This window comes from Actinomycetospora sp. NBRC 106375, from assembly GCF_030269665.1.
In the GTDB taxonomy this organism is placed as follows: Bacteria; Actinomycetota; Actinomycetes; order Mycobacteriales; family Pseudonocardiaceae; genus Actinomycetospora.
Genome location: NZ_BSTS01000005.1, coordinates 139,559 through 157,558, shown reverse-complemented (window position 1 = coordinate 157,558; position 18,000 = coordinate 139,559). Strand labels below are relative to the sequence as shown.

The window sequence follows — 18,000 nt, the reverse complement described above, 5'->3', positions numbered from 1 at the left end:
GAGCTCCCCCTATCGGCGTGCTCGTCTGTTTGCTCCGTCTCCCGACTCCCGCAGCCAGCGGGCGATCTCGGTGTGGTCGGCGCCCGGTCCCAGCGCGGCGAGGGCCTCGTCCCACACCGCGACGGTCGCCGCGGCGTGCCGGGTGGGGACGCCCGTGCTCCCGGCGAGCTCGAGGGCGATGTGGATGTCCTTGACCATGAGCCCGATGCCGAACCCGGCGCCGTAGGTGCCGGGCAGGATGTGGTTGGGCCACTTGTTCTCGGTCGAGCCGCTGCGTCCCGACGAGCCGTTGACCACCTCGAGCATCACCGCCGGGTCGAGCCCGAACTCCTCGCCGACGAGCACCGCCTCGGAGCTCGCGAGCAGGTGCGCGGCCGACATCAGGTTGTTCAGCGCCTTGAGCGCGTGCCCCGCGCCGACCGGCCCGACGTGGCGCGGGCGCCCGATCGCCGCGAGCACCGGCTCGAGGTCGGCGACGACGTCGTCCGGCCCGCCGACCATGATCGCGAGCGTCCCGGCCCGGGCGCCGGAGACGCCGCCGGAGACCGGGGCGTCGATCAGCACGCGGCCGTTCTCGGCCAGCTGGGCGGCCAGCGCCCGCGTGCGCAACGGCTCCGACGAGCTCATGTCGACGATCACCCGGGCGGCGTCCAGCTCGGCGACCACGGACTCGACGACGTCGGAGTTCGGCAGGCACAGCAGCACCGCGTCGGCGCCGGGCGCGGTGTCGGCCGCGTCGTCGACGACCACCGCGTCCGGCACCGCCGCGGCGAACGCCCCCCGCGCGTCCGCCGCCGCGTCGTAGGCCCGGACGGTCACGCCGGCGTCGACGAGACGCGACGCCATCGGCGTGCCCATGTGCCCGAGGCCGACGAACCCCACCGTGGTCACGTCCGCCCCTCCTCGTCCAGCACCTTCTCCGCGACCCGGAACGCCTCCAGGCCCGCCGGCGCCCCGCAGTACACGGCGGCCTGGAGCAGGGCCTCCTGGATCTCCTCGGTCGTGCACCCGTTGGTCACCGCGCCGCGGACGTGCACCGCGAGCTCGTGGGAGCGCCCCAGCGCGGTGAGCATGACGAGGTTGAGCAGGCTGCGGGTGCGCCGGTCGAGGCCGGGCCGGTCCCAGACCTCGCCCCAGCAGGCGCGTGTCACCCACTCCTGGATCGGCCGCGAGAAGTCGCTGACGTTCGCCATCGAGCGCTCGACGTGCGCCTCGCCGACGACCTCCTTGCGCACCGCGAGGCCGCGCTCGAAGCGGGGATCGCTCCCGTTCGCCCCGCTCACCGCCCGACCTGCCCGTACTCGTCGGCGGACACCTCGTCGAGCCACGTCGTCGTGCCCAGCGAGGTCGCGAGGTGCGTCATGATCGAGCCGGGCCCGGCGCCGTGCCAGTGCCGCTCCCCCGGCGGCACCCAGACGACGTCGCCGACGGTCAGCGGCTGCGGCGTCTCCCTGTGCGTGCAGACCCACCCGGTGCCCGCGGTGACGACGAGGATCTGCCCGCCCTCGTGGTGGTGCCAGAACGTGCGCGCGCCCGGCGTGAACGTCACCGAGTTGATCGTGGTGCCGTCGGTGGTCGGCAGCACCGGGTCGCCCCAGACGGTGCCGGTGAACGTGGCGCTGCGCGCCTCGGTGACCGCGCCCTCGGCGCGCCCGTGGACGATCTTCACGAGACCTCCTGGCTGATGGGCTGCTGGATCCGGACCCCGCCGGCGAGGTCGCCGAGGGCGTCCACGACGCGGTTGGAGATGACGTCGCCGTAGCCGAGGTGCGCGGCCAGGCCGAACGACGCCAGCGGGCCGGCGGCGTTGAGCGACGGCACGCCGAGCCGCCCGAGCAGCTCGGTGTAGAGCGTGACGTCCTTGGTCATGAGCCGGCTGGTGAGCCCGCCCTCGAGGTAGTCGCCCTCGACGATCCGCGGGAAGCGGTTGGTCGACGCGAACGACTGCCCGCTGCCCCCGTTGACCGCCGCGAGCAGCGTCCGCAGGTCGAGCCCGGCCCGCTGTCCGGCCACCATGACCTCGGCGGTCGCGGCGAGCGTCACCGCGTTGAGGAAGTTGTTGAGCAGCTTCGCGGTGTGCCCGGCGCCGACCGGGCCGAGGTGGTGCACGGTCGCGGCGATCGGCGCGAGGACGGGGCGGATCGCGTCGACGGCGGCCGCGTCCCCGCCCGCCATGATCGTCAGCGTGCCCTTCTCGGCGGCCGCGGCGCCCCCGGAGATCCCGGCGTCGAGGTAGGTGACGTCGTGCGCGGCGGCCTCGGCGGCCAGCGCGACCGTGGACTCGGGCGAGGCGGTGGACAGGTCGACGATCGTCGTCCCGGCGTGCGCGGCGCCCAGCAGGTCGCGGACCACGGGCTCCACCACCGTCGAGTCGGGCAGCGAGAGCAGGACGGTCGGGCAGCGGCGCGCGACCTCCGCCGGGTAGGCCGCGGGCGTCGCGCCGGCCTCCTCGGCCCGGCCGGCGACCGGGTCGTGGCCGACGACCTCGACCCCCGCGTCGACCAGCCGGCGGGTCATGCGCCCGCCCATGTTGCCCAGACCGACCATGCCGACCGGTGTCATCGGATCTCCTCCCGGACGTCGAGGCGGATGACGAGGTCATCGATGCCGGTGCCCTCCGCGCGGCCGGGGAAGCGGCGGCCGACGTCGGCGTCGTGCCCGGCGACGAGCGCGCGGCCCGGGCGTTCCGTGAGCTCGCGCAGCGTGTCGAAGCCCGCGTACATGGCCTCGAGGTCGGCGACCACGAAGAACGGGCGATCCCGGGTGAGCTCGTCGTAGAAGTGCAGCGCGTCGGCGGCGAGCACGACCTCCCCGCCGTCGACGGTGATGCGCCCGATGAGCTGGCCCGGCGTGTGCCCGCCGACCTCGACGAGCGCGAACCCGTCGCCCACCTCGCAGCGCCCGCTGAACGTCGTCACCCGGCCTTCGTCGCGGGCCTTCACGAGCGCGGCGATCTCGGCGGCCTCGGTCGAGTGCGCGAACTGGACGCGCCCGGCGTGCGGCCCGGTCCAGAACGCGAGCTCGCGGGCCGTCAGGACGATCTCGGCGGACGGGAAGTGGGCGAGGTTGCCGATGTGGTCGTAGTGGGCGTGGCTGACCACGAGCCGGTCGACCGTCGCGGGCTCGACGCCGAGCGCGCGCAGGGCGTCGACGGGGTCGACGAGCGTCTCGCGGCCGCGGCGCGCGCCCACCTCGGGATCGAAGCCGCAGTCGACGACCGTCGTGCGCCCGCCGCCGCGGACGACCCAGAAGAAGTAGTCCATGCGGAACGACTCGTCGGGCTCGCCGTAGACGTGCCAGTTGAGGTAGGCCTCGCCGCGGGTGGTGACGCGGGTGCCGTAGCGGACGGCGAGCACCTCGTTCACGGCGCTGTTCATCGGAGTCCCTCCAGCACGGGCAGCAGGTACTCGAGCAGGCCCTCGGGGTCCTCGGACATCGGGAAGTGCCCGCGCCCGGGCATGACGACCAGCTCGCCGCCGAGCCGCGCGGCGGCGTCGCGGCTCATCTCCGTGGTGGCCGAGTAGTCGTACTCGCCGCTGAAGACGTAGAGCGGGCACGTCGCGCGGCCCAGCCCGGCGGCGATCGGCGGGAAGTCGATCGAGTAGAAGGCGGTGTCGCCCTGGTAGATCCCGGGCCCGTTGCTGGCGTAGCCCCACAGCGTCTGCGCCCGCGGGCCCTCCGGGCTTCCCGGCGCGATCAGCCCGCCGACCCAGCTGGCCAGGAAGCCGGAGTGGTCGACGTCGGCGCGGTGGGTCCACTCGACGAAGCGCCCGGGGCTGCCGAGACCGCCCTCCAGCGCGCACACCCCGGCGAAGCGGTCGCCGTGCTCGGCGGCGAGGTAGAGCGCGATCGCCCCGCCCATCGAGCAGCCGAGCAGCACCGGCCGGTCGAGCGCCAGGGCGTCGGCGACGGCGAGCACCGTCGACGCGTAGGTCGCGGTGTCGAGCCGATAGGTGCGCTGCTGCCAGTCGTCGGGCGGGTCGGAGCGCCCGTGCCAGGGCATGTCGAAGGCGATCACCTGGTGGTGGTCGGTGACGCGCGGGTCCTCGAGCAGGCCGCGGAACTGGCGCGAGTCCGCGCCCGCGGTGTGCAGGCAGAGCAGCGGCGGCCCGTCGCCCGCGGTCTCGACGAAGATCCGCCGGCCGTCGTCGAGGTGCAGGTAGCGCCCCACGCTCGGCCCGAACCCCGGCGGTGGTGGGGCCGGGTCGGGGCGGTGCTTGCGCTCGCCGGGACGCAGGGCCTCGAGGAACCGGTCGATCGCCGGCGCCGCCCGCGCCCACACCTCGCGGCGGCCGGTGACGCGCTCGGCGCCCCGGGTCGCGACGAGCGCCTGGGCCGATGTGGCCCCGCGCGGTGGCGGGTCGGCGCAGAACTCGGCCCACTCCTGCTCGGACACCGCGAACCCGACGTCCCAGGTCGCGTTGATCCCGGGCGACCCCTCGCAGCGCACCGTGCCGTCGACGACGCGCACGAGGTGCCGCCCGGTCCCGATCTCCAGCAGCAGGCTCCAGTCGGGGCCGGGCGGGAGGCCGTCGAGCAGGTCGTCGGTGAGCCTCGCGGTGATCTGCTGCTCGTCCGGACCCATCGCGCGCCTCCTCGTCGTCGGCTGGTCGTCGTTGACACCGGCTGCGGCCCGACCCTACGTTGCCGATTGTCTGACAGCCAGACATGAGGAGTGGTCTCGATGACGAGTCCCGAGCAGGCCGGGTCGGTGACCACGGCCGCGGCGACGGAGAGCCCGGAGCGCGCGGCGAAGCGGAGGTCGGCGACGCGCGGCGCGTTCTTCGCCGAGTTCGTCGACATGTTCGACATCTACCTGCCGACCGTGATCCTCACGCCGGCGCTGCTCTACTTCCAGCCGCCGGGCAAGCTCGACCCCGGCACGGCCGCGATCTTCACGTCGCTGGTGTTCGCGACGACCCTGGTGGGCCGGCCGATCGGCGCCGCGGTGTTCGGCGCGCTCGCCGATCGGGTCGGCCGGCGCCGCAGCACGATCATCTCGGTCACCGGGTTCGGTGTGATCACGCTGCTCATCGCGCTGATCCCGGGCTACGCGACGCTCGGCATCGCGTCGTACTGGATCCTCATCCTGCTGCGGTTCCTCGACGGGATCTGCCTCGGCGGCGGCTACACCGGCGCGCTCCCGCTGGCGATGGAGTATTCGCGCAAGAGCGGACGCGGCCTGCTCGGCGGGATCATCCTGTCGGCGTTCCCGCTGGCCTACGTCGTGATCACGCTGCTCGGACTGGCGTCCTTCGCGCTGTTCCCGCTCAGCGGCGCGGACTCGCCGTACGCGGTGTGGGGCTGGCGCGTGCCGTTCGTGCTCGGCGCGCTGCTCGCCTTCGTCCTCGCGATCTACTACGTGCGCAGCGTGTCGGAGTCGGAGATCTGGGAGGCCGCCGCGGCCGCGAAGGCCGAGGGCACCTCGCAGGGCGGCGCCGGACGCCCGCTGCTCGCGGTGCTGCGCAGCTCGACGTTCCTGCAGGTCTTCGCGATGATGACCGGCTTCTGGCTGACCCAGAACCTCGTGACGCTGTTCCTCCCGACCACCGTGCTGCGCAACCTCGTCGGGCTCTCGAACAACCAGCTCACGCTCGCCCTGCTCGTCGCGTACGTCTGCCTCGTCGGCAGCTACATCGGCGCCGGCGTGATCGGTCAGCGCATCGGGCGGCGGCGCTTCTTCATGATCGGGGGCGCGGCCATCGCGACGGTCGGCGTCGCGCTCATGGCGGTGCTCGTCAACGGCAAGGGCCTGCCGTTCGGGCTGATCGTGCTGGTCGTGGCGGTGTTCTCGGTGGTCGTGACCGCGCCGTGGGGCGTCGTCCTGCCCTACATCACCGAGCGGTTCCGCACCGACGTCCGCGCGTCGGGCTTCGGGCTCGGGTTCAGCGTGTCGGTCGTGATCCCGTCGTTCTACGCGTTCTTCCTCGAGGGCCTCGGCGGGCTCATGCCCTACGCCGCGGCCGTCCTCGTCCTGCTCGCGTTCGGCGGGGTCCTGGGCGCCGTCGGCGCCGCGGCGGGACCGGAGACAAAGGACGTGGACTTCGAGGACACGGTGCCGACGAGCTGACCGTCAGCCGTCAGCCATCCGCCGTGCGCTGTTCCTGCGCCAGGAAGTGCGCGGCCTCGGCGGTCGCGGGGTAGAGCGCGCGGTAGTGGGCGTGGAAGGCGTCGTAGCGAGCCGTGCGCTCGGGATCGGGCGTCACGGTGGCGACGATCGGGTTCCAGGTGCCGGCGTCGGCGTCGAGCCCGATCGCCTGCGCGGCCAGCAGGGCGTCGCCGAGCGCGGCGCCCGTGGTGTCGGCGGGGACCTGCTGCTCGTGGCCGGTCACGTCGCTGACGATCTGCGTCCAGAGCCCGCCCCGCGTGCCGCCGCCGACGGCGACCAGGCGGGGTTCCGGGCCGCCGGCGTCGCGGAACGCCTCGAGGTTGTGCCGCACGCCGTGGGCGATGCCCTCGAGGGCGGCGCGGTAGAGGTCGGCGCGCCCGTGGCTCGTGGTCAGGCCGAGGAGCAGGCCGCGGGCGTCGGGGTCGAAGATCGGCGTGCGCTCGCCGGCGAAGTAGGGCAGCAGGAGCAGCCCGCGGGCACCGGGCGGGACCTCCGCGGCCTCGTCGACGAGGGTCGCGTAGTCGGCGCCGACGAGGTCGCGCAGCCAGCCGGTGATCGCCCCCGACGTCGCCATGCCGGCCGCCGTGGTGAACGAGCCGGGGGCGACGCCGCGGGTCGCCCAGAGCGCCGGGTGCCGCACGGCCGCGTCCGTGACCTGCACCAGGAACATCGTCGTGCCGTACATGACCATCGTGTCGCCGGTGTCCCGCACGCCGACGCTCGCGGCCTCGGCCCAGGCGTCGACGGTCCCGGCGATCACGGGGGTGCCCTCGCGTAGGCCCGTCGCCCGGGCGGCCGCGGCGGTCACCGTCCCGGCGATCTCCCCGGGCCAGAGCAGCCGGGGCCGTGCGAGCCCGGGCGCGACGAATTCGGACCACTCGGGCTCCCAGTCGGCGGCCTCGAGGTCGTACATCGGGTCGCACTGGCTCGCCGAGTGGTGGTCGAGGACGTACTCGCCGGTGAGACTATGCACGACGAACGAGCTCGCCATGAGGAACAGGCGCGTGTCGGCCCAGACGTCGGGCTCGTGGCGCTGCAGCCACCGCCACTTGGGGCCGACCGCCTGGCTCGACAGCGGTGTCCCGCCGCGCGCGACGATCGCGTCCGCCCCGAGCTCGTCGGTCAGCTCCGCGATCTCGCGTGTCGCCCGGGTGTCGACGCCGTAGAGGATCGCCGGACGCAGCGGCCGCCCTTCGGCATCGGCGGGCAGCAGCACCGGCCCGATCCCGCTGACGCCGACCGCGTCGGGGGTGCCGTGGGCGAGGAGCTCGCCGGTGAGCGCGGCGAAGTCCGCCCACCAGACGCCGTCGGCGTCGTGCTCCACCCATCCGGGGTGCGGGAACGACGTCGCGCGCTCCCGCTCGGCGCGCGCCACCACCCGCCCCGCGTCGTCGACGAGCACGCCCTTCGACGACGACGTGCCGATGTCGATCCCGAGCACGAGCGCCACGCTGCCGACGATAGGTGCGCTGCGGCGATGTGACAGCCTCACCCGAACTGCGCAGAGATCGGGGGCGGCAGATGACCGGGACGGACGAGCGGCAGTACTGGGTGTGGGTGGCGGCGCCCGATCGGTACGGCACCGAGGACGGCGGCGAGCACCCCGACCTCGACCCGGCCTCGGGCGGCACGTGGTGGAGCTGCCACCGCGACACCCGCGCCGGCGACCTGGCCGTGCTCTACCGCTCCCGCGAGGCGAAGGACATCGCCTACCGCCTCCGCGCCGTCGGCGACGCCTACGAGCTGCCCGAGGTCGAGCGCCCCGGCCCCGGGCAGACCCACGCCTGCGCGGTCGAGGTGCTCGACCGCTTCGTGCGCCCCGTCCCCCTCGCCGACCTCAAGGCCGACCCCGTCGTCGCGGAGTGGCCGGCGCTCAAGTCGTCCTTCTCCCGCGGCGCGGCCGCCGTGCCGCCCGACGTGTGGGCGCGGCTGATGGAGCTGGCCGAGGTGTCCGAGGTGTTCGGTGGCGAGCTCTCCGCGATCGCGGCGGAGGAGCTGGCGGCCGAGGAGCTCGCCGCCGAGCTCGCGGTGGCCGACGTCGCCGCCGAGATCGCGGCCGACGAGCCGGCGCTCCCGGCGTGGGGCAGCAAGCCCGATCTGGCGGCCACGGCGCGCCGCCCGACCCCACAGACGATGGCGATCGGTCTGGGTGCGGTCGGGGTGGTGGTCGTGGCCGGAGCGGTCGTGTGGGGTGTGCGCCGGCGGCGGTGACGGCGGGTGCGCCTGTTGCAGCGAACGCGCTGTTCGCTGCTTCTATGCGCGTGAAGTCCCCGTTGATCAGTCGATCCACTCCAGCCAGGTCCCGTGCCCGTCGACCCAGGCCAGGGGACGGTGCCCGTCGCGGACCAGCAGTGACGGCGTCGGGCCCGGCGGCGGTGCCGGGAGGTCGGTCGGCGGCGGGGTGGGGAGGTCGGCGAGGACGGTCGTCGACTCGTTGCCCAACCACACCGCACCGAGCCGCGCCACGACCTCCGCGAACGCCGCGCGCCGCTCGGCCGGCACGTAGGCCAGCACCGCCGAGTGGACGACCACCAGCGTCGCGTCCGGCGGTGCCTCGGCGGCCAGGGCGGGGAGATCGTCGACGAGGTCGCCCCGCACGATGCGCGGCGGGTCGGCGCGAGCGACCGCGGCGGCCGCGTCGAGCCGCTCGGCACGCCCCTCCTCGCCCGGCCAGATCAGGCAATGGAGCCAGCGCAGGTCGTCGGGGTCGGCGACGTCGAGCGGGTTGAGGTCGATCCCGGCGCGCCACACGACCGTCGGCGGCACCGTCGGCAGCGGTGCGGGACCGCGGACCTCGCACGTCAGCATCGGCTCACCGGGGAGGACGACCTCGGTGGGCGGGAAGCGGTAGCCGTAGCGGTCGGGGTAGAGGCACAGCCCGGCGCTCGCCCCGACCTCGAGCAGGGCCAGCGGCCCCTCGATCTGCGCCAGCGCCGGTAGGAGGGTGGCGCAGCGCGCGGGCTCGTTCGTCTGGGTCCGGCGGGCGAGCATCGTCGCGGCGACCTCGTCCCGCCGGTCCAGCACCACGTCACGGAACGCCGCGTAGTCGGGCTGGACGCCCGCGAGGAACCGGACCGTCGCCAGCAGCAGGTTCGGCTGGCGCTTGCCGGGCGGGAGCTCGTCGAGGAACGCCTGGAGCGACGGATCGTCGGCGACGCCCAGCGTCAGCGCCTCGTAGAGCGGACTCCGCCCCCGGGCTTCGCGGAGGCCGAACCGCCGGTAGTTCTCGGCGACCCCGCGATGGAGCTCGTGCCCGATCACCAGGCCAGCGGCAGGCGGTGCAGCCCGTAGATCAGGGTGCGGTGGCGGAACTCGGGCTCGCCCGCGAGGTGCAGGTCCGGGAACCTATTGAGCAGGGCCGGGAACGCGACGCGCATCTCGATGCGGGCGAGCGGGGCGCCGAGGCAGTGGTGGATGCCGTGGCCGAAGGCGAGGTGCGGGGCCGGGGCGCGCGAGATGTCGAGGCGGTCGCCGTCGTCGACGGCCTCGGGGTCGCGGTTGGCCGCGGCGAGCGAGGAGATCACGAGCTCGCCGGCGGCCACCGGGTGCCCGCCGATCGTCGTGTCCTCGACGACCGCGCGGGGGAAGCCGCCGTGCACGACCGTCAGCCACCGCAGCAGCTCCTCGACCGCCCCGTCGACCGCGGACGGGTCGTCGCGGACGCGGGCAAGCTGGTCGGGGTGCTCGAGCAGCGCGAGCGTGCCCAGCGACAGCATGTTCGACGTGGTCTCGTGGCCCGCGACGAGCAGCAGGTTGCCGATGCCGATGAGCTCGTCGTCGGTGACGTCGTCGGAGTGCTCGCGGATGAGCATGCCGAGCAGGTCCTCGCCGGGGTCGGCGCGGTGGCGGTCCACCAGCGAGGTCATGTAGGCGCGGGACTCGTCGGCCAGCCGCATCCGCTCCGGCGCCGAGATCGTGCTGTCGAGCGAGAGGGCGCTGCGCTCGGTGAAGTCGTCGCGGTCGTCGTAGGGCACGCCGAGCAGTTCGCAGATCACCATCGACGGCACGGGGAGCGCGAAGTCGGTGACGAGCTCGGCCCGCCCGGCCTGCTCCATCGCGTCGAGATGCTCGGTGACGATCTCCTCGACGCGCGGCACCAGCCGCTTCATCCGCTTGACGGTGAACTCGCCGGTGAGCATGCGGCGCAGACGGGTGTGGTCGGGCGGGTCCTGGCCGAGGAGGTTGCCGGCCTGGCGGCGGCGGAACTCGGCGTTGTCCCGCCCGGCCGCGATGAGCGCCGGCGGCGCACCGACCCCGTCCAGCCGGAAGCGCGACGGGTCGCCGTGCAGCTCGCGGACGTCGGCGTAGCGGCTGAACATCGTCGCCTCGTGCCCGAACGGTGTCGCCACCCGCGCGGTCTCCCCGGACGCCCGCAGCGCCTCGACCTCCGGGAGCAGCGTGAACCCGTCGCGCTGCGCGGCCACCTCGCCGGTCCACGCCTGGCTCTCGTGCGTCACCTGGTCGGTCATCGCGATCCTCCCGTCGACGGCGATGGGCCTCGCCCTCGATGGTGCTCTCGTCACTGAGGAACCGCTCATCCGCCGACCGGAACATCCTGTTCGGCTCTCTGCGATCGGGCGGGCGACGGAACGGCACGTGCCCGTGCGAGCAATGCGGCTTTGCTGGCGTCTCACGCCAGGATCGCCACATGCTCGCCGGCGCGACACGCCGCGCGGAGCGCTCAGGGCAGGGACCGGGCGTGGTCGGCAAGGTGCGCCCACGGATCGGTCTTGCGGGCGAGCCGGCGCGGGATCGACCGGACGTCGTGCTGGTCGGGGCCGACGCGGCTGAGCTCGTCCCAGTCGAGCGGCGTCGCCGTCGGACCGCCGGGGCGGGCGCGCGGCGAGTACGGCATGACCGCGGTCTGGCCGTAGGCGTTGCGGCCGATGTCGAGGAAGGTCCGGCCGCCGCGGGCGTCCTTGCGCACAGCCGTCGTCAGCTCGTCGGGGTGGTCCGCGGCGACGGCCTCGGCGATCTCCTCCGCCTCGGCGCGGACCCGGTCGTGGCCCGCGGACCCGTCGAGCGGGGCGACGACGTGGTACCCGCGGCTGCCCGTGCTCTGCAGGAACGCGACCAGCCCCCGCCCCTCGACCGCCGCCCGGACGGCGCGGGCGACGTCGCGGATGCCGGCGAGGTCGGCGGTCTCGCCGGGGTCGATGTCGACGATGAGCCGGTCGGGCCGCTCCAGCGACCCGGCGACGGCGTTCCAGCCGTGCAGCGTCACGGTGCCGTACTGGACGAGCCGGAGGAGGTCGGCGGTCTCCTCGACCTCGGGGTGGTGGACGACGTCGTCGGCGCCCTTCTTGGCGTCGCGCCGCGGCGTGTCGACGGTGTGCAGGCCCTTCGGCGCCCGCTGCCCGGCGTCCTGCTGCACGAAGCCGCCGGCGTCGAGCCCGTCGGGGAAGCGCTGGAGGGTCAGGGGGCGGCCGGCGAGGTGCGGCAGGACCGTGGCGGCGATCGTCTCCCAGTACTGCGCGAGATCGGCCTTCGTGATGTCCTCGCCGCCCTCGCGGGCGGGCAGCAGCACCTTGTCCGGGTGGGTCACGTTCACCCCGGCGACGGTCAGGTCGGCCATGCGCCCAGCATTGGCCTCGACCCCCGCGGGGACAAACCCTCGCGCCCTGTTCGAGCAATGCGGCTTTGCTGGCGTGTGACGCCAGGATCGCCACACGCTCGCCGGCGCGACACGCCGAGGTCAGCGCCTCAAGCCCGCCACGAGCTCAGCGAGCACCCGAGGACGCACGTCGATGGACTCCAGCTCGTCGAGGCGGTGCCAGCCCGCGGCAAGGTGCGGCTCCTGGCTCGCGGGATCGGCGGCGTCGACGCGGACGGCGAAGACGTGGTTGACCTCGCGGTGCTCGACGCCGTCGTGCACCCACTCGTTAGGCACCTCACCGAGGACGTCGTCGACCGTGGCCCCGACGTCGAGCTCCTCCCGCAGCTCGCGCACCACCGCGTCGTGCGGGCTCTCCCCGGCCTCGACGTGCCCGCCGGGGAAGAACCAGTAGCCCGCGGCGATCTCCTGCACGAGCAGGACGTGGTCCCCGCGACGGACGACGGCGCGGGCGATGGTCTCCTCCACGACCGGCATCCTCAGCACCCCAGGTCACGAACACGTCACGGCCTCGCGAAACGGCCACCGGAGCCCGCGCCGCTGTCCCTAGCGTCCGCGTCCATGACCGAGCGCGGACGGGCGTGGCTGATGGGCCTGGTTCTCGTGCTGGTCATGCCGCTCGTGGCCCTCGCGCTCTCGCTCGCGTCGCCTGCGCTCGGCGAGACGGTGAGCTGGACCAGCGCGTTCGGGCTGATCGCCGCCGTCCTGATGGCGGCGGCCGTCGTCCTCGCGTCCCGGGTGCGCGGGCTGACCCGGCTGCTCGGCGTCGAGCTCGGCACGCGGACCCACCGACGTCTCGGCGCCACCGCGGCCGGGTTCGTGCTCGCCCACGTCGTCGCCGCGACCTCGCACTCGCCCCGCGGCCTGGGGCTGCTCAACATCGTCGCCGTCGGCCCACCCATCAAGGCCGGGATCGCCGCGCTGAGCGTCATCCTCGTCGCGGCGGTGGTGCTGCCCCGGAGGTCGGTCCGTCGCTTCGGGCTCGTGGCGCGGGTGCACGCGGTGTTCGGTGCGCTCGTGGCTGTCCTCGTCGCCACCCACGTGGCACTGTTCGGCCACCTCACCGAGAACCCGCTGATCGGCGTGCTGCTGGCGATCCTCGGCGCCGTCGTGCTCGCCCTGCTCGCGCGGCGCTGGCTCGTCGCACCGCTGCTCGGACGCGGGGCGTACCTCGTCACCGCTGTCCGGCCGGAGTCGTCGAGCACCTCGACCGTCGTGCTCAGCCCGCACGGACGCGCGCTCGACCCGCCGCCGGAACCCGGCCAGTTCGTGTGGCTGCGCCTGCGCCGCGTTCCGTTCGCCGAGGAGCACCCGTTCACGATCGCCGCCTCGACACGCTCCGGACTGCTCGAGCTGACCGTCCGCGACCAGGGCCCGTTCAGCGGCGGCCTGCACGACCTCCCGCCCGGGCGACGGGTGTGGCTCGACGGGCCGCACGGCGCGTTCGTGCCCACCGAGGTCGCGGTCCGCGGCGACGGCGGGCTCGTGCTCATCGCCGGCGGGGTGGGCGTCACGCCGATCATGAGCATCCTGCGCGCCCACGCCGCGGCCGCCGACCCGAGGGCGCACGCCCTCCTGCTCGCCGAGACCGAGGGCGAGGCGCTCTTCGCCGGGGAGATCCGCGCGCTCTCCCACCGCCTCGACCTCGCCGTGCTGCGGACCGGCGGGCAGCGCCTCGACCCGGCGATGCTCAGCGCCGTGCTGCCGGCCGGCGTGCCCGAGAGCCACCAGTACTTCGTCTGCGGACCCCCGCCTCTGGTCGGCGCGGCCCTGCAGGGGCTGGGGCACCTCGGCGTGCCGGCCCGCGCGATCACGACCGAGCGGTTCGGCTGACCGTCACGCCGGCAGTTGGCCGAGCTGTCCCAGGATGGTCATGTTGTCCCAGGTCACCCACAACTCGGCGAGCTTGCCGTCGCGCGCGTGGACGATGCCGCCGAAGTCGAAGCTGACCTTCCGGTCGGACGCGGGGAACGGGCCGAACGAGCCGGTCTGGGTGCCTTCGTAGGTCACCCAGATCCCGGCGCGGTCGTCCTCGGCGACCACGTGGACGAAGGTCTGGACGTTGTCGGGGAACGACGCGGTGTTCGCCCGCAGGAACTCCTTGAAGTCGTCGCGACTGCGCACGTCGAAGTCGGGCGTCGCCTGGCAGTGCCGGACGAAGTCATCGGCCATGATGTCGTCGAGCAGTTCCAGCTGCCGCGAGTTCATCGCGTCCTCCAGGCGCCGGAGGAGATCGCGCATCTGTGCGGGGTCGGTCATGGCGGTGTCCCTGTCTCGTCGGCGAACGGGGCATGCCGTCCAGTCGCGCCTCCGGGGAAACGGAGGTCAGCGAACGACCGAGTCGTGCTCGCCGGCTCCCCCCGTCACTCCCGACCGATCGGCACGATCGGATCGTGGCCCCGCCCGGCAGCAACGGTCGATCGGCCGGCAGGCCGCATTTCCGCGTCGATCGGCGGCCGTCGTCGTCGCTCTTGGACCGTGGGTCGCCGGCCGGCGACGTGGGGTGATCGGCCCCTCTCCCCACCCTCCCGACGCGTGCGACGACGATGAGGGCGTGCGGCGTCCGAGGGTCCGGCCGGGGCGACGGGTCCGGCGGGGCCTCGGCGTGGTCGCGCTGCTCGCGATGGCGGCCTGCTCGACGCCGGCACCCGCCCCGCCGCCCGACCCCGCTGCCCTGCGCGTCATGACCTGGAACGTCGAAACGCACGCCCACGACCCGTCCGACTGGGCCGAGGTGATCGCCGTGCAGCACCCCGACGTCCTCGCGCTCCAGGAGATCTGCGCCGGCGAGGCCGACGAGCTGGCCGCGATCCTGCAGCGCGACCACGGCATGGCCTACCGGTCGGTGCCCGGCCCGATCCGGCCGCCGACACCCGACGAGGCCCGCGCGCCGGTCAACGAGGCGCTCGGCCCGGCGTGCGGCACCGGCCCGGACGATGTCGCCTTCGGTCTCGCCGTGCTCTCCCGGCTCCCCGTGAGCGACCCGAGGATCACGGCCTATCCGCCCGACCACCGCGACGAGCAGCGCGGGTTCATGAGCCTGCGCGTGACCACCGGCGTGGGCCCGACGGTCGCGGTCTACAACACCCACCTCGGCCTCAACGGCGTCGGCCTTGACCAGGTCCGTCGCTTGGCGGACGCGGCGACCGCCAGGCCCGCCGTCGTCCTCGGCGACCTCAACATCGGCCCCACCGACCCCGAGCTCGCGCCCCTGCGCGCGGGGTTCACCGAGGTCGATCCCGGCGCCGAGCACCCCACCACCGCGGAGGGGAAGATCGATTACGTCTTCCTGCGCGGCCTGACCACCGTCGACCCGCCCGACACCCCGGACACCACGGCCTCGGACCACCGGCCCCTCGTCGCCGACCTCCGCCCGAGCGGGTAGGCAGGACCCTCGAAGGAGGTGGCGCCGTGCCCGATCGGTTCGTCATCCAGCGCCACCACGCGTCGACGCTGCACTTCGATCTCCGGCTCGAGATCGACGGCGTGCTCGTGTCGTGGGCGGTGCCCAAGGGCCCGTCGACGGACCCGGCGCAGCGCCGGCTCGCCCGCCGGGTGGACGACCACGCCCTCGACCACATCAATGTCGAGGGCCGGCTCGGCTCCGGCACCGTGATCGTCTGGGACACCGGGACCTACGCCATGCGCCACGCCGACACGACGGCCGCCGGGGCGCTCGCGGCGGGGCACCTCTCCGTCGTGCTGGACGGCACGAAGCTGACCGGCGGCTACGCCCTCACGCGCACCGGCGGCGACGACTGGATCCTGGTCAAGACCCGCGACGACGCCGCGGAGCCGGACCGGGACCCCGCCGCCACCGAGAACACCTCGGTGCTCACCGGCCGCACCAACGACGATTACGTCTGAGCCGGCACCGCCGAGTCGAGCACCGTCGACAGCGGCGTCGCGGGGCGGCCCAGCAGGCGGGCCAGCGTCGGGTCGGCCGGCTCGAAGTCGCCGCGGCGGCTCGCAGCGAACATGGTCAGCAGCATGTCGGCCGCCGTCTCCGGGACGCCGTGCCCAACGAGGTCGGCGCGGTAGTCGTCGTCGGACACGGTCACGTGTCGGATCGTGCGCCCGGCGGCCTGCGACGCCAGCGCGGCGACCTGCTCCATCGACAGCGCCTCCGGCCCCGTCAGCGGCGGCGTGAGGCCGTCGAACGTGTCGGTGGTGAGCGCCAGGGCGGTGACGTCGGCGAGGTCTCCGTGGGTGGTCCACGCGACCGTCCCGGCCTCGGGCGTGCGGAACTCGCCGGTGTGCCAGGCGCTCTGGAGCAGCATCGGCACGGTCGAGGCGTAGAAGCCGTTGCGCAGCGACGTCCACGCGGCGCCGCTGCCACGCAGGATCGCCTCGGTCGCGAAGTGGTCGGGCATCGGCGGCATCGGCGAGGTCGGGCTCGCGCCCATGTGCGCCGTGTAGAGCACGCGGTCGGCGCCGGCCGCGACGGCCGCCTCGATCGCCGTCCGGTGCTGGCGCAGGGCCTCCTCGCCGAGGACGTTGGCGGACACGACCAGCACCTGCGACGCGCCCTCGAACGCCTCGGCGAGGCTCGCCGTGTCGGTGTAGTCGCCGCGGCGGACGCGCACGCCGCGCGCGGCGAGGTCGGCGACCTTGCCGGGGTCGCGCACGCTTGCACCGACCCGGTCGGCGGGCACGCGGTCGAGGAGCCGCTCGAGGACGGCGCGGCCCAGCTGGCCGCTCGCCCCGGTCACGATGATCATGACATCTCCGTTTCCAGTGGTAACGCCTCGACGGTAGCACCGTTGTTAGCGGTGGAAGCGCGTCAGCGCTATCGTCGTGAACATGGAGAGCGACGACGGGCCGCGCGAGCGGATCGTCGCGGCCGCCCTGCGTCTGCTCGAAGGTGGAGGCGCCGAGGCGGTGTCGACGCGCGCGGTCAGCGCCGCGGCCGGGGTCCAGGCGCCGACGATCTATCGGCTCTTCGGTGACAAGCAGGGCCTCCTCGACGCGGTCGCCGCCCAGGGCTTCGCGGCGTACACCGCCAGCAAGACCGCGGGTGACCCGCATCCCGACCCCGTCGAGGAGCTGCGTCAGAGCTGGGACGAGCACATCGCGATGGGCCTCGCCCACCCCGCGCTCTACGACCTCATGTACGCCCGCACCCGCCCCGGCTCGCCGGCGATGGAGGCCGCCGCGAGCGTCCTGGCCAAGCGCATCGGACGGATCGCGGAGGCCGGCCGGCTCCGCGTGCCCGAGGAGCGCGCCGTCGCCCTCGTCCGCGCCGTCGGCGAGGGCACCGCCCTGACCCTCATCGCGACGCCGGAGGAGCACCGCGACCCTCAGCTCGCGGTCACGGCCCGCGAGGCCGTCATCGCCGCGATCACCACCGACGCGCCCGCGCTCCCGTCGCCCGGCCCGGTGCCCGCGGCCTCGGCGCTGCGCGCGGCGCTGCCGGACGTCGACGCCCTGAGCCCGGCTGAGCTGGGGGTGCTGCGCGAGTGGCTCGACCGGATCACGGCCGGCGCGTAGGACGGGCCTTCAGTCCCACCAGAACCGCCAGTGACGGGCGTTGCGGATCGTCCGCCCGTAACTCCGGGGGGTGTAGACCGTGCCGTTCTGCGGGTCGACCTGGTCCGGGCAGAAGGCGAAGTGCTCGGACGCCACGAGATCGGCCTCATCGTCCGTCGTCGGCGGGAACGCCACCGACAGCACGAGCGTGGACATCGTCATCACCGAGAGGACGGCCCCGAACCGTTCCTCCCAGCTCCGCAGGACGGCACTGAGGCGGACGTTGTCCTGGTGCGAGTAGTTGCACGCTCCGCCCCAGCCCACGACCGCGGGGATGTCGGCCGGCCGAGCAGCCCGCACGAGGGCCAGTCTCAGTCCCGAGGGCGGGCAGACCACGAGGTCTTCGGCCATCCCGATTGCCTCGTCGAACGTGCGCCGGGCCCGTGATCGGTCCTCCGCACCGGCGCGGGTGAGCTCTGGCAGGTCCCCCAGGAAGGGGTCCAGGCACGCACAGCCGTCGGGACACGGACCGGGCCACCACTCCGAGAGGACGCGGTAGGGGTCATGGGCACCGATCGCGCCGCTCGGGTCGTCCGGCACGGGCAGGACCCCGAGCCGGCAGTCGTCGTGGGCAAGCCACACCGGGACGCAGTTCTCCGTGCGGGCGTGGCGCAGCAGGTCGTCGTACACGGTCGGGCTGCCGTCCCGCAGCAGCTCGACCGTGTCGGGGAGTGAGAAGTCTGAAGTCGTCATATGGCGTTTGATGGCGCCGAACCCGTTTCGGTTCCCTCCCGCGACGAAGTCGCCG

At 74.1% G+C, this 18,000-nt stretch carries 20 protein-coding genes; 6 read left to right on the top strand and 14 right to left on the bottom strand.

From position 1 onward, the window contains the following. Positions 1-9 precede the first annotated feature (9 nt). Genes QSK03_RS10385 through QSK03_RS10360 form a run of 6 tightly spaced genes read right to left on the bottom strand, consistent with a single transcriptional unit; the run spans position 10 to position 4,585 of the window. Entirely contained in the window at positions 10-891 is an 882-nt protein-coding gene (locus QSK03_RS10385; protein ID WP_285651266.1) for an NAD(P)-dependent oxidoreductase, read from the bottom strand. Further along, on the bottom strand, positions 888-1,283 hold the full coding sequence (locus tag QSK03_RS10380; protein ID WP_285651264.1) for a carboxymuconolactone decarboxylase family protein: 396 nt from the start codon (positions 1,281-1,283) through the stop codon (positions 888-890). Before QSK03_RS10380 ends, QSK03_RS10385 begins: the two co-directional genes overlap by 4 nt. Next, positions 1,280-1,669, bottom strand: a complete 390-nt coding sequence (locus tag QSK03_RS10375) for a cupin domain-containing protein (RefSeq protein WP_285651261.1) — start codon at positions 1,667-1,669, stop codon at positions 1,280-1,282. The genes QSK03_RS10380 and QSK03_RS10375 overlap by 4 nt, the downstream gene beginning before the upstream one ends. Then, entirely contained in the window at positions 1,666-2,562 is an 897-nt protein-coding gene (locus QSK03_RS10370) for an NAD(P)-dependent oxidoreductase (RefSeq protein WP_285651258.1), read from the bottom strand. The genes QSK03_RS10375 and QSK03_RS10370 overlap by 4 nt, the downstream gene beginning before the upstream one ends. Next, entirely contained in the window at positions 2,559-3,377 is an 819-nt protein-coding gene (locus tag QSK03_RS10365) for an N-acyl homoserine lactonase family protein (protein WP_285651255.1), read from the bottom strand. The genes QSK03_RS10370 and QSK03_RS10365 overlap by 4 nt, the downstream gene beginning before the upstream one ends. Next, positions 3,374-4,585, bottom strand: coding sequence for an alpha/beta fold hydrolase (locus tag QSK03_RS10360; RefSeq protein WP_285651253.1), 1,212 nt, complete (start codon positions 4,583-4,585; stop codon positions 3,374-3,376). Before QSK03_RS10360 ends, QSK03_RS10365 begins: the two co-directional genes overlap by 4 nt. Before the next feature lie 99 nt (positions 4,586-4,684). Here QSK03_RS10360 and QSK03_RS10355 point away from each other — a divergent pair, with 99 nt between their 5' ends. Then, positions 4,685-6,070 carry an MFS transporter gene (locus QSK03_RS10355; RefSeq protein WP_285651251.1) on the top strand — a complete coding sequence of 462 codons (1,386 nt, stop codon included), beginning with the start codon at positions 4,685-4,687 and terminating at the stop codon, positions 6,068-6,070. Positions 6,071-6,080: 10 nt separating this feature from the next. Here QSK03_RS10355 and QSK03_RS10350 read toward each other — a convergent pair whose 3' ends face one another. After that, on the bottom strand, positions 6,081-7,559 hold the full coding sequence (locus QSK03_RS10350; RefSeq protein ID WP_285651249.1) for an FGGY-family carbohydrate kinase: 1,479 nt from the start codon (positions 7,557-7,559) through the stop codon (positions 6,081-6,083). A 71-nt stretch (positions 7,560-7,630) separates the two neighbouring features. Here QSK03_RS10350 and QSK03_RS10345 point away from each other — a divergent pair, with 71 nt between their 5' ends. Next, complete coding sequence (locus tag QSK03_RS10345; protein WP_285651247.1) at positions 7,631-8,320, top strand: EVE domain-containing protein; 690 nt, start codon at positions 7,631-7,633, stop codon at positions 8,318-8,320. Between the two features lie 66 nt (positions 8,321-8,386). Here QSK03_RS10345 and QSK03_RS10340 read toward each other — a convergent pair whose 3' ends face one another. The 4 genes from QSK03_RS10340 to QSK03_RS10325 all read right to left on the bottom strand — a co-directional run bounded on the left by QSK03_RS10340 (position 8,387) and on the right by QSK03_RS10325 (position 12,200). Further along, positions 8,387-9,370: a DUF2332 domain-containing protein gene (locus QSK03_RS10340; protein WP_285651245.1), complete on the bottom strand. Its 984-nt coding sequence runs from the start codon at positions 9,368-9,370 to the stop codon at positions 8,387-8,389. Further along, positions 9,367-10,578, bottom strand: a complete 1,212-nt coding sequence (locus QSK03_RS10335; RefSeq protein WP_285651243.1) for a cytochrome P450 — start codon at positions 10,576-10,578, stop codon at positions 9,367-9,369. The genes QSK03_RS10340 and QSK03_RS10335 overlap by 4 nt, the downstream gene beginning before the upstream one ends. 212 nt (positions 10,579-10,790) lie before the next feature. Then, positions 10,791-11,684, bottom strand: a complete 894-nt coding sequence (gene ligD, locus QSK03_RS10330) for a non-homologous end-joining DNA ligase (RefSeq protein WP_285651241.1) — start codon at positions 11,682-11,684, stop codon at positions 10,791-10,793. 120 nt (positions 11,685-11,804) lie between these two features. Beyond that, on the bottom strand, positions 11,805-12,200 hold the full coding sequence (locus QSK03_RS10325) for an NUDIX domain-containing protein (protein WP_285651239.1): 396 nt from the start codon (positions 12,198-12,200) through the stop codon (positions 11,805-11,807). An 84-nt stretch (positions 12,201-12,284) separates the two neighbouring features. On the opposite strand from QSK03_RS10325, the gene QSK03_RS10320 reads away from it, so the two are divergent. Further along, the gene (locus QSK03_RS10320; RefSeq protein WP_285651237.1) at positions 12,285-13,556 is read left to right on the top strand and encodes a ferric reductase-like transmembrane domain-containing protein; all 1,272 of its coding nucleotides are present in this window, start codon (positions 12,285-12,287) and stop codon (positions 13,554-13,556) included. Positions 13,557-13,559: 3 nt separating this feature from the next. Here QSK03_RS10320 and QSK03_RS10315 read toward each other — a convergent pair whose 3' ends face one another. Next, positions 13,560-13,982 (bottom strand): ester cyclase, encoded by a 423-nt coding sequence (locus QSK03_RS10315; protein ID WP_285651234.1) that lies wholly within the window; start codon positions 13,980-13,982, stop codon positions 13,560-13,562. Between the two features lie 295 nt (positions 13,983-14,277). Between QSK03_RS10315 and QSK03_RS10310 the strand changes: the two genes are divergently transcribed. Together QSK03_RS10310 and QSK03_RS10305 are read left to right on the top strand one after the other, a co-directional pair. Continuing rightward, positions 14,278-15,108: an endonuclease/exonuclease/phosphatase family protein gene (locus QSK03_RS10310; protein ID WP_285651231.1), complete on the top strand. Its 831-nt coding sequence runs from the start codon at positions 14,278-14,280 to the stop codon at positions 15,106-15,108. 26 nt (positions 15,109-15,134) lie between these two features. Then, positions 15,135-15,590, top strand: a complete 456-nt coding sequence (locus QSK03_RS10305; protein ID WP_285651228.1) for a DNA polymerase ligase N-terminal domain-containing protein — start codon at positions 15,135-15,137, stop codon at positions 15,588-15,590. Here the strand turns inward: QSK03_RS10305 and QSK03_RS10300 are convergent. Beyond that, on the bottom strand, positions 15,581-16,444 hold the full coding sequence (locus tag QSK03_RS10300) for an NmrA family NAD(P)-binding protein (RefSeq protein WP_285651226.1): 864 nt from the start codon (positions 16,442-16,444) through the stop codon (positions 15,581-15,583). The two genes, QSK03_RS10305 and QSK03_RS10300, sit on opposite strands and share 10 nt — an antisense overlap. 82 nt (positions 16,445-16,526) lie before the next feature. Between QSK03_RS10300 and QSK03_RS10295 the strand changes: the two genes are divergently transcribed. Next, positions 16,527-17,213, top strand: a complete 687-nt coding sequence (locus QSK03_RS10295) for a TetR/AcrR family transcriptional regulator (RefSeq protein ID WP_285651224.1) — start codon at positions 16,527-16,529, stop codon at positions 17,211-17,213. A gap of 9 nt (positions 17,214-17,222) precedes the next feature. On the opposite strand, the gene QSK03_RS10290 is transcribed toward QSK03_RS10295, so the two are convergent. Beyond that, the gene (locus QSK03_RS10290; protein WP_285651222.1) at positions 17,223-17,945 is read right to left on the bottom strand and encodes a DUF4253 domain-containing protein; all 723 of its coding nucleotides are present in this window, start codon (positions 17,943-17,945) and stop codon (positions 17,223-17,225) included. Positions 17,946-18,000: the final 55 nt, after the last annotated feature.

Excerpts from the sequence above, each read along its gene's own strand:
- QSK03_RS10370 (WP_285651258.1), bottom strand. The coding sequence starts at position 2,562 with ATGACACCGGTCGGCATGGTCGGTCTGGGCAACATGGGCGGGCGCATG.
- QSK03_RS10365 (WP_285651255.1), bottom strand. The coding sequence starts at position 3,377 with ATGAACAGCGCCGTGAACGAGGTGCTCGCCGTCCGCTACGGCACCCGC.
- QSK03_RS10360 (WP_285651253.1), bottom strand. The coding sequence starts at position 4,585 with ATGGGTCCGGACGAGCAGCAGATCACCGCGAGGCTCACCGACGACCTG.
- QSK03_RS10355 (WP_285651251.1), top strand. The coding sequence starts at position 4,685 with ATGACGAGTCCCGAGCAGGCCGGGTCGGTGACCACGGCCGCGGCGACG.
- QSK03_RS10345 (WP_285651247.1), top strand. The coding sequence starts at position 7,631 with ATGACCGGGACGGACGAGCGGCAGTACTGGGTGTGGGTGGCGGCGCCC.
- QSK03_RS10335 (WP_285651243.1), bottom strand. The coding sequence starts at position 10,578 with ATGACCGACCAGGTGACGCACGAGAGCCAGGCGTGGACCGGCGAGGTG.
- ligD (WP_285651241.1), bottom strand. The coding sequence starts at position 11,684 with ATGGCCGACCTGACCGTCGCCGGGGTGAACGTGACCCACCCGGACAAG.
- QSK03_RS10325 (WP_285651239.1), bottom strand. The coding sequence starts at position 12,200 with ATGCCGGTCGTGGAGGAGACCATCGCCCGCGCCGTCGTCCGTCGCGGG.
- QSK03_RS10320 (WP_285651237.1), top strand. The coding sequence starts at position 12,285 with ATGACCGAGCGCGGACGGGCGTGGCTGATGGGCCTGGTTCTCGTGCTG.
- QSK03_RS10315 (WP_285651234.1), bottom strand. The coding sequence starts at position 13,982 with ATGACCGACCCCGCACAGATGCGCGATCTCCTCCGGCGCCTGGAGGAC.
- QSK03_RS10300 (WP_285651226.1), bottom strand. The coding sequence starts at position 16,444 with ATGATCATCGTGACCGGGGCGAGCGGCCAGCTGGGCCGCGCCGTCCTC.
- QSK03_RS10295 (WP_285651224.1), top strand. The coding sequence starts at position 16,527 with ATGGAGAGCGACGACGGGCCGCGCGAGCGGATCGTCGCGGCCGCCCTG.
- QSK03_RS10290 (WP_285651222.1), bottom strand. The coding sequence starts at position 17,945 with ATGACGACTTCAGACTTCTCACTCCCCGACACGGTCGAGCTGCTGCGG.